General features: G+C 52.7%; 1 protein-coding gene. It reads left to right on the forward strand.

Annotation, left to right across the window (positions count from 1 at the left end; translation table 11 throughout):
• Positions 1-76: 76 nt before the first annotated feature.
• Positions 77-840, forward strand: a protein-coding gene (locus FKW19_RS14805) for an IS5 family transposase (protein ID WP_089179917.1) whose coding sequence is annotated in 2 segments (ribosomal slippage) — positions 77-410 and positions 410-840 — 765 coding nt in all. Because the reading frame shifts where the segments join, the coding sequence is not laid out codon by codon here.
• Positions 841-852 lie beyond the last annotated feature (12 nt).

Below are 852 nucleotides of genomic sequence, written 5' to 3' on the forward strand. Positions count from 1 at the left end.
TAGGCTCAGGACCTATTAATTTATTGAACTGAGCGAGCGGTTGTGATTCAGAGGCTTACCGATGGAGGGTGGGCCTGTGAGTGATGTGTTTATGCTGTCCGAGAGGCAGATGGAGCGGATTGAGCCATTTTTCCCTCTGGCGCACGGAGTGCCACGCGTGGATGACCGGCGCGTTCTGAGCGGGATCGTTTATGTAATCCGTAACGGTCTGCAGTGGAAAGACGCTCCGAAAGCGTATGGTCCACACAAGACTTTGTATAATCGCTTCATCCGGTGGAGCCGCCTGGGTGTCTTTGACAGGATATTTGTCGCCCTGACAGAACAGGCTGGCCGTTCGAAGCGTTTGATGATCGATGCAACACACATCAAGGCACACCGGACATCGGCGTCGCTGCTCAAAAAGGGGCTTTTCCCCGCCATATCGGACGAACAAAAGGCGGCCTGAACTCAAAACTTCACGCCGTGTGCGATGATCAGGGCCGACCGGTCCGTCTACATCTGACTGCAGGGCAGGTCAGTGACTTCAGAGGCGCAGACGTGCTTCTGGCAGACCTCCCCGATGAGACAGAAGAAGTCATCGGGGACAGAGGCTACGACAGCAACCAGATCAGATTATCGCTTGCAGAACGCAATATCACAGCTTGTATTCCGCCGAAGAAGAACCGGAAATCAAAGCTACCTTACAATTGGCATCTGTATAAAAAGCGCCACCTCATCGAAAACATGTTCGCAAAACTGAAGGACTGGCGACGTGTTGCGACCCGATATGACCGGTGCGCTCATACCTTCATGTCTGCAATCCATATCGCAGCAAGCGTCATCTTCTATCTCAAAGAATGAGTCCTGAGCCTA

It is taken from the genome of Acetobacter sp. DmW_125128, from assembly GCF_008704325.1.
In the GTDB taxonomy this organism is placed as follows: Bacteria; Pseudomonadota; Alphaproteobacteria; order Acetobacterales; family Acetobacteraceae; genus Acetobacter; species Acetobacter oryzifermentans.